The sequence below is a fragment of the Pontivivens nitratireducens genome, from assembly GCF_014235845.1.
Taxonomy (GTDB): Bacteria; Pseudomonadota; Alphaproteobacteria; order Rhodobacterales; family Rhodobacteraceae; genus Pontivivens; species Pontivivens nitratireducens.
Genome location: NZ_JACJUQ010000004.1, coordinates 273,156 through 280,170, shown reverse-complemented (window position 1 = coordinate 280,170; position 7,015 = coordinate 273,156). Strand labels below are relative to the sequence as shown.

General features: G+C 61.5%; 6 protein-coding genes and 1 riboswitch. Of the genes, 3 read left to right on the top strand and 3 right to left on the bottom strand.

Annotated elements, in window-relative coordinates; all coding sequences use genetic code 11:
- Positions 1-159: 159 nt before the first annotated feature.
- Entirely contained in the window at positions 160-1,371 is a 1,212-nt protein-coding gene (locus tag H1S03_RS07260; protein ID WP_185803818.1) for a glycosyltransferase family 4 protein, read from the bottom strand.
- 107 nt (positions 1,372-1,478) lie between these two features.
- Positions 1,479-1,578, top strand: a riboswitch (TPP riboswitch).
- A 31-nt stretch (positions 1,579-1,609) separates the two neighbouring features.
- On the opposite strand from H1S03_RS07260, the gene thiB reads away from it, so the two are divergent.
- Genes thiB through H1S03_RS07245 form a run of 3 tightly spaced genes read left to right on the top strand, consistent with a single transcriptional unit; the run spans position 1,610 to position 4,813 of the window.
- Positions 1,610-2,584, top strand: a complete 975-nt coding sequence (thiB, locus tag H1S03_RS07255; RefSeq protein ID WP_185803817.1) for a thiamine ABC transporter substrate binding subunit — start codon at positions 1,610-1,612, stop codon at positions 2,582-2,584.
- The gene (locus H1S03_RS07250) at positions 2,581-4,131 is read left to right on the top strand and encodes a thiamine/thiamine pyrophosphate ABC transporter permease ThiP (protein WP_347339212.1); all 1,551 of its coding nucleotides are present in this window, start codon (positions 2,581-2,583) and stop codon (positions 4,129-4,131) included. The genes thiB and H1S03_RS07250 overlap by 4 nt, the downstream gene beginning before the upstream one ends.
- A complete protein-coding gene (locus tag H1S03_RS07245; protein ID WP_185803816.1) occupies positions 4,118-4,813 on the top strand; it encodes a thiamine ABC transporter ATP-binding protein in 696 nt (231 codons plus the stop codon). Before H1S03_RS07250 ends, H1S03_RS07245 begins: the two co-directional genes overlap by 14 nt.
- A 51-nt stretch (positions 4,814-4,864) precedes the next feature.
- On the opposite strand, the gene H1S03_RS07240 is transcribed toward H1S03_RS07245, so the two are convergent.
- On the bottom strand, positions 4,865-5,659 hold the full coding sequence (locus H1S03_RS07240) for a cytochrome c1 (RefSeq protein WP_185803815.1): 795 nt from the start codon (positions 5,657-5,659) through the stop codon (positions 4,865-4,867).
- Positions 5,660-5,682: 23 nt separating this feature from the next.
- Entirely contained in the window at positions 5,683-7,008 is a 1,326-nt protein-coding gene (locus H1S03_RS07235; protein ID WP_185803814.1) for a cytochrome b, read from the bottom strand.
- Positions 7,009-7,015: the final 7 nt, after the last annotated feature.

The following is a 7,015-nucleotide window of genomic DNA, read 5'->3' as shown; positions in this document are numbered from 1 at the left end:
GATGGTACTGCGTCTCAAGACGTGGGAGAGTAGGTCACCGCCAAACCTGTCAATACCTCCTCCGCTCTCTTATGATGTTTCACTATTCAAAAGGCACCCTGCGGCAACGCAGGGTGCCTTTTGCGTTCGGCCTGCTCTCATGCGGTAATCTGCGCTACATCACTTCTCGACGGTACGCAGGATGAGTTCGTCCAGGCGCACCTGGCATTTCCCCAACTCGTAGTTTTCGAGAATCCCCTGGCGCGCGGCCTTGCGCAGGGCTGCGGTATCGACCTTGTTGGCGAGCACGTCCGTGACACGTTCAGCGATCTCGACCGGGTTGAAGAAATCGACCAAAAGACCGTTTTCCCCGTCCCGAATAACTTCTTCGACCGGTTTTGTGCGAGAGCCGACGACCACGCACCCTGCTGCCAATGCTTCGAGACATGACCAGGACAGGACGAATGGATAGGTCAGATAGACATGCGCGGCCGAGACCTGAAGCAGGTTGAGGTAGCGGGCATAGGGCAGTTGACCTGTGAAGTGCACACGACCCTTTGGCAGCATGACCTCTTTGAGCAGACGATCCTTGTAGCTGTCGCCCTCAGGCAGATTGCGCCCATAGCTGACGCCGTTCGCACCGACGATCACGACATGTGCATTCGGACGTTTGGCGAGGATGTGTGGCAGGGCGCGCATGAAACTGTGAAATCCGCGATACGGCTCCAGATTCCGGGCGACATAGGTTACCACTTCATCGCCGGGTTTGAAGGTCTGGCCGCCGTCCACCGTAAAGGTGGCGTTGCTGTTGGGGCAGGCGCGGGTGCAATCAATTCCATCATGAATGACATCGATCCGATCGCGATAGGCGCTCGGAAACTGCTGACGTTGCCAGTTGGTGGGCGCGTACAGGGCATCGGCGGCTTCGGTGGCGATCAGATGGTGGGAGTTGCGCATCCGGGTGCGAAAGGCAATCTCCCCCCCGTCGGGATATTCCGGGTCGAAGTCGATATTCGTGCCGACCGAATTATAATAGAATTCACAATAGCTTATCAGGGGAGAGTCCGGGAATATATCCTTGAGGAACAGCGTTTCCCCCCAACCGGGATGGCCGATCATCACATCGGGAACGAAACCGGACTTTTTCAACTCGACGGCCTTGCGCGCCACACCTTGCCCGTACAGCACCGCATTCTCCGTCATGCGCAGATAGTGATGGGTTTCCTTGGCGGGTTTGCGGTGGGGCTCGTATTCGACCTTACCCACACCGGGTAGTCCCTGCTTCCCCTTGTGGGTAATGTAGATGACCTGATTGTCCGGGTTCGCGGCGAGCCGTGCCGCCACATGGCGAAATTGCGCCGGTGCATTCTGGTGAACGAACAGAACTTTCATCGGCGGGCTTTCGTACTGTGTATATCAGTGCGGGACCGTAGGAGGCGGCCCGTTTCAAGTCAACGCAGCGATAGGCCATTGCGTCCGCGTGTATGGTCCGTACAGTTGCAGATGCCTCGGGGTGGTCAATGGCCTGAGATGCGCGTGCGCAGACCCGTAGAACCTGAACCGGATCATACCGGCGGAGGGAAGGCTGTGGCGCAGGCCCCTCCTTCATCTGCCATGGAAGGAACCTCGCATGATCAAGAAAACGCTATTGCTTGCCACATTGACGACGCTGCCGTTACACGCGCAGGAGCTTGTGGTCTATACCTATGACAGTTTCACGTCGGAGTGGGGGCCTGGACCGCTGGTCGAAGCGGCCTTCGAGGTGGAGTGCGACTGCGACGTGACATTCGTCGGCACCGGTGACGGGGCCGCTATGGTCGCGCGGTTGCAACTCGAAGGGCCGGGAACCGATGCAGATGTGGTACTGGGTCTTGATACGAACCTGATTCAGGCTGCGCGACAAACAGGATTGTTCACTACGGCGCCGGACGACCTGACGCAGCCGGACTTGCCGGTCGCATGGCAGGACGATGTGTTCGTCCCGTTCGACTGGTCCTATTTCGCATTCGTTTACGAGTCTGATGTGCTGGCCAATGTCCCAGCCTCGTTCGAGGAGCTGGCTGCATCCGACATCAGCATCGTCATTCAGGACCCGCGATCCTCCACCCCCGGATTGGGGCTGCTGATGTGGATCGATGCCTTGTACGGGGATGAGGCGGGCCGGATTTGGCGCGGGCTTGCCGACAATATCGTGACCGTCACCCCCGGCTGGTCCGAGGCCTATGGCCTGTTTCTGAAGGGGGAAGCCGATATGGTCCTGTCCTATACGACGTCGCCCGCCTATCACCTGATCGCGGAGGAAGACGCCGGCAAGGACAGCGCGATGTTTGATGAGGGGCACTACCTTCAGGTCGAGGTGGCCGCCGCGCTTGCCGGCAGCGACCAACCTGAACTGGCGGCGCAGTTTCTGCGGTTTATAGCGTCTCAGGCTTTCCAGTCCGAATTGCCGACAACGCAGTGGATGTATCCGGCCTATGAAACCGATCTGCCGGACGGATACGATACCCTGAACGTGCCTGAAGTCGCGCTACTGCAAGCGCCCGAACTTGCTGCCGAGCGGCGCGATGCGGCGCTGGCCCTGTGGCGGGATGCGTTGAGCCAGTGAAGCTGACGGGATGGCTGGGGCTGACGATTGCGGTGTTGATCCTGCTGGGATGCGGGGCCGCGATTGTGGCGTTGATCGATATATCGGGGGGCGCATTCGCGCTGTCCCCCGCCGATCTGGCAGCGATCCGCTTCACATTGGTTCAGGCGGGCCTGTCTGCCGTGGGGTCCGTCGTGATCGCGGTGCCCCTGGCACGGGCGCTGGCGCGCCGCAGGTTTCCCGGTCGCGATGCCGTGGTGACGGCGTTGGGGGCACCCTTCCTGCTGCCCGTTCTGGTCGCGGTGCTGGGGCTGTTGGCGATCTGGGGCCGCAATGGGGCGCTTTCCAGCTTTCTGGAAGTTCTGGGCGCCCCTCGACTGAATATCTATGGTCTTACCGGGGTTGTGCTGGCGCATCTCTTTTTCAACATACCGCTGGTAACACGGCTGTTGCTGCAAGGATGGGCGAGCATCCCGGCGGAGCATTTCCGCCTTGGCCATCAACTTGGATTCAGCCCATATGTGCGATTCCGCCTGATCGAGTTGCCGATGCTGCGCACGGTCCTGCCGGGGGCTGGGCTGCTGGTGTTTCTGCTATGCATCACGAGTTTCGCCATCGCCCTGACCCTGGGCGGCGGGCCGAAGGCGACGACGGTCGAGCTGGCGATATATCAGGCGATCCGCTTCGACTTCGATCTGACGCGGGCCGGTATGCTGGCCGCGATCCAGACGTTGCTATGTCTGCTGGTGGCGGGGGTCGCGATGCTGACGGGCACCCCAGGTGAGGCGCGCGCCGGCATGATCCGAGCGGAGGCAGCGGGCGCGCGCGACGGGCTGTATCTGGACTACACGATCATCGGGGCGGCCGGGATGTTTCTGGCGGCCCCCGTCGGGGTCGTCATCCTGCGCGGTGCGCCTGCCTTGACGGATTTGCCCGCATCGGTGGTCGAGGCGGCGATCCGCTCGATCCTCGTGGCGATCACTTCGGCGGCTCTGTCCGTCACGGTCGGGCTGGCCATTGCGGTCGGGCTGGTTCGGCTCGCGATATTCAGGCCGCTGCTCGCCCGTCTGTGCGAGGGGGCGATCCTGATTGTGCTGGCGATATCGCCATTCGTGCTGGCAACCGGGTGGTTCATTCTGCTGCGGGGGCATGTCGATCCGTTCGCAATCGCTCTGCCGATGGTCGTGGTGATCAATGCGCTGATGGCGCTGCCGTTCGCGCTGCGGTCCTTCGTTCCGGCGGTCGCCCTGGCGGAGAGGACGGATGGCAGGCTGGCCGATATGCTGGGTCTGACCGGTGCGACGCGGCTGCGACACGTCCTGTTGCCCCATATGCGTGGGCCCGTCGCGTTCGCGGCGGGTCTGGCGGCGGCCTTGTCTATGGGCGATCTGGGTGTGATCGCGCTGTTCGGCTCCACCAGCACGGCGACCTTGCCCTTGGTCATGTATCAACTGATGGGGGCCTACAGGATGGAGACCGCAGCCGGCGCCGCCTTGCTGTTGCTGATCCTCAGCTTTGGCCTGTTTGCCGCGATCGACAGGATGGGAAAGTCGAATGATCCGATTTGAAGGCGCAGTGCTGCGGAATGGCGCATTCGATGTCCGCGCGGACCTGACGGTGGAGGGGCCGGGCATCTGCGCTGTGGTCGGGCCCTCAGGCTCGGGGAAATCCACGTTGTTGCTGGCGCTGGCCGGGTTCCTGCCGGTGGTACAGGGCCGGCTAAGTGTAGATGGGCGCGATATCACGCATGTCGTGTCAGCCCGGCGACCGGTCAGCGTTCTGTTTCAGGATCACAATCTGTTCGCGCATCTGAGCGTGACCGACAACGTATCGTTGGGTCTGCGGCCCGACCTGCGACTGTCCACGGATCAGGCCGCGCAAGTGCGCGATGCGCTGCACCGCACGGGGCTTGACGGATTGCAGGGTCGCAAACCCGCCGCCCTGTCAGGTGGCCAGCAACAGCGCGTGGCCCTGGCTCGCGCCCTGCTGCGCGACAGGCCTGTATTGCTGCTGGATGAAGCGTTCGGCGCGCTTGGCCCCGGTCTGCGTCGTGAGATGCTGTTGCTGGTGCAATCCGTTGCGATCGAACGGAACCTGACCGTTTTGATGGTCACGCATGAGCCGGAGGATGCCCGCACCATCGCGGATCATGTGATGTTCGTGGAGGAAGGGCAGGCGCACCCGCCCCTGACAGTGACCGAGTTTTTCGCAGAGCCGCCGCCCGCCGTCGCGGAATATCTGGGATTGTGAACGAAAAAGGCCGGGGACATGCCCCGGCCTTTCGCAACTTTGCCGCGTGGATCACTCCGTGCGGTGTTTCACATTGTACCAGAGCTTCTTGTTGGTCAGGTACAGCAGAACCGTCAGCAGGCCGAGGAACAGGACCGCGGTCAGGCCGAACGCCTTGCGCTGGTTCAGTTTCGGTTCTGCGGCCCACATCAGGAACGCCGCGACGTCCTTCGCCTCGCTCTCCAGATCGGTAGGGGCATGGTCGGCATGTTCGATGTCGTCCCCATAAAGCGGGGGCGCCATCGCGATCCAGCCACCCGGAAAGGCGGTGTTGCCGTAGAAGGTGATGCCGGCCTCGACCTTTTCCTCACCAGTGTAACCGGTCAGGATCGACGCGATGTATTCCGGCCCGCCGATGCCGTTGATCAGCGGACTGATGCCTGTGCCGTAGGGCCCGTGGAAGCCCGCGCGCGCCTTCGCCAAGAGAGACATGTCCGGTGCACCGGCAAGCTGCGAGCCCGGGAACGTGTCGGACAGGGTCGCGGGACGTTCATCACCGACCATCGCCTCCAACCCGTCGTCGGGAACGTAGTAGTTGCTGGCCAGCTCGGTGATCATATCCGCAGGCATGTTGGGACCGGTCGGTTCCGTCAGGTTGCGAAAATAGACCAGTTCCATGCCGTGACACGACGAACAGATCGAATTGTAGATCGCCAGACCGCGCTGAAGCTGTGCGGTATCATAGCGACCGAACGGCCCCTCGAAAGGGAACGCATAGTCGGTGATATGGGCCTCTTCCTCGGCAGCGAAGACGCCACCGGTGGTCAGGGTCAGCGCCGCGAGGGCCGAAAGGAGTAGTTTTTTCATTTGCTTGTCTTTCCCTTCGCCTGTCATTCCGCCGGAACGGTGCCAGCTTCGGCACTGGTGGCGGGATGTTTCGCGTCGAAATCTTCCTCGATGGTAACGGGCTGCTGCGTGGGCTCTTCAAAGAGACCCAGAAGCGGCAGAATCACCAGGAAATAGGCGAACCAGTAGATCGTACCGATCAGCGAGATTTGCGGGATCGGCGCCTCCGCCGGCATCGCGCCCGCCCACATCAGGACGATGAAATCGACGACCAGCAGGATGAACCACCACTTGAACATCGGGCGATAACGGCCCGAACGCACGCGGCTGGTATCGGTCCACGGCACGACGGCCAGAACGGCCAGCGATGCGAACATCACGATCACGCCCAGGAACTTCGAGTCGATCAGAACCACATCCGTGAACGGGATCGAAATCGAGAAGGTGATCGCCCGCAACATCGCGTAGAACGGCAGCAGATACCATTCCGGCACGATATGGGACGGTGTCACCAGCGGGTTCGCCGGGATGTAGTTGTCCGGATGGCCCAGGAAGTTCGGCATGAAGCCCACGATGGCCACGAAGATCGTCATGATCAGCGCCAGCGCGTAGAGGTCCTTGATGACGAAATACGGCCAGAAGGGCAGGGTGTCCTTCTGGGCGACCTCCTTGCTGTCGCGACGCACCTCGACACCGGTCGGGTTGTTGTTCCCCGTGGTGTGGAACGCCCAGATGTGGACCAGCGTCAGGCCCAGCAGCAGGAACGGCATCAGATAGTGCAGCGAGAAGAAGCGGTTCAGTGTGGCATTGTCCACCGCGGGGCCACCCAGCAGCAATGTCTGGATCGGCTCTCCGACATAGGGGATCGCGCCGAACAGGCCGGTGATCACGGTCGCACCCCAGAAGGACATCTGACCCCAGGGCAGGACGTAGCCCATAAACACGGTTGCCATCATCACGATCAGCATGATGACACCGATCAGCCACGTAACCTCACGCGGGGCCTTGTACGAGCCGTAGTACAGGTTGCGGAAGATGTGTGCATAGACGGCGATGAAGAACAGCGACGCGCCGTTCGCGTGGACGTAGCGGATCGCCCAGCCCCCGTTCACGTTGCGCATGATGTGCTCGACCGAGGTGAACGCCAGATCGACATGCGGTGTGTAGTGCATGACCAGCACGACGCCTGTGGCGATTTGCATGACCAGCGTGAAGACCAGAACGATGCCCCAGATCCACATCCAGTTCAGGTTCTTGGGCGTGGGAATCATCAATGTGTCGTAGAGAAGGCCGACAACGGGGAGACGCTTGTGCAGCCACTTCTCTCCACCGGAATTCGGCTCGTAATGGTCGTGGGGAATGCCACCCATCGGTATG

Bases quoted from the DNA above. Each gene is read 5' to 3' on its own strand.
- H1S03_RS07260 (WP_185803818.1), bottom strand. From the start codon at position 1,371: ATGAAAGTTCTGTTCGTTCACCAGAATGCACCGGCGCAATTTCGCCAT.
- H1S03_RS07240 (WP_185803815.1), bottom strand. From the start codon at position 5,659: ATGAAAAAACTACTCCTTTCGGCCCTCGCGGCGCTGACCCTGACCACC.
- H1S03_RS07235 (WP_185803814.1), bottom strand. From the start codon at position 7,008: ATGGGTGGCATTCCCCACGACCATTACGAGCCGAATTCCGGTGGAGAG.
- thiB (WP_185803817.1), top strand. From the start codon at position 1,610: ATGATCAAGAAAACGCTATTGCTTGCCACATTGACGACGCTGCCGTTA.
- H1S03_RS07245 (WP_185803816.1), top strand. From the start codon at position 4,118: ATGATCCGATTTGAAGGCGCAGTGCTGCGGAATGGCGCATTCGATGTC.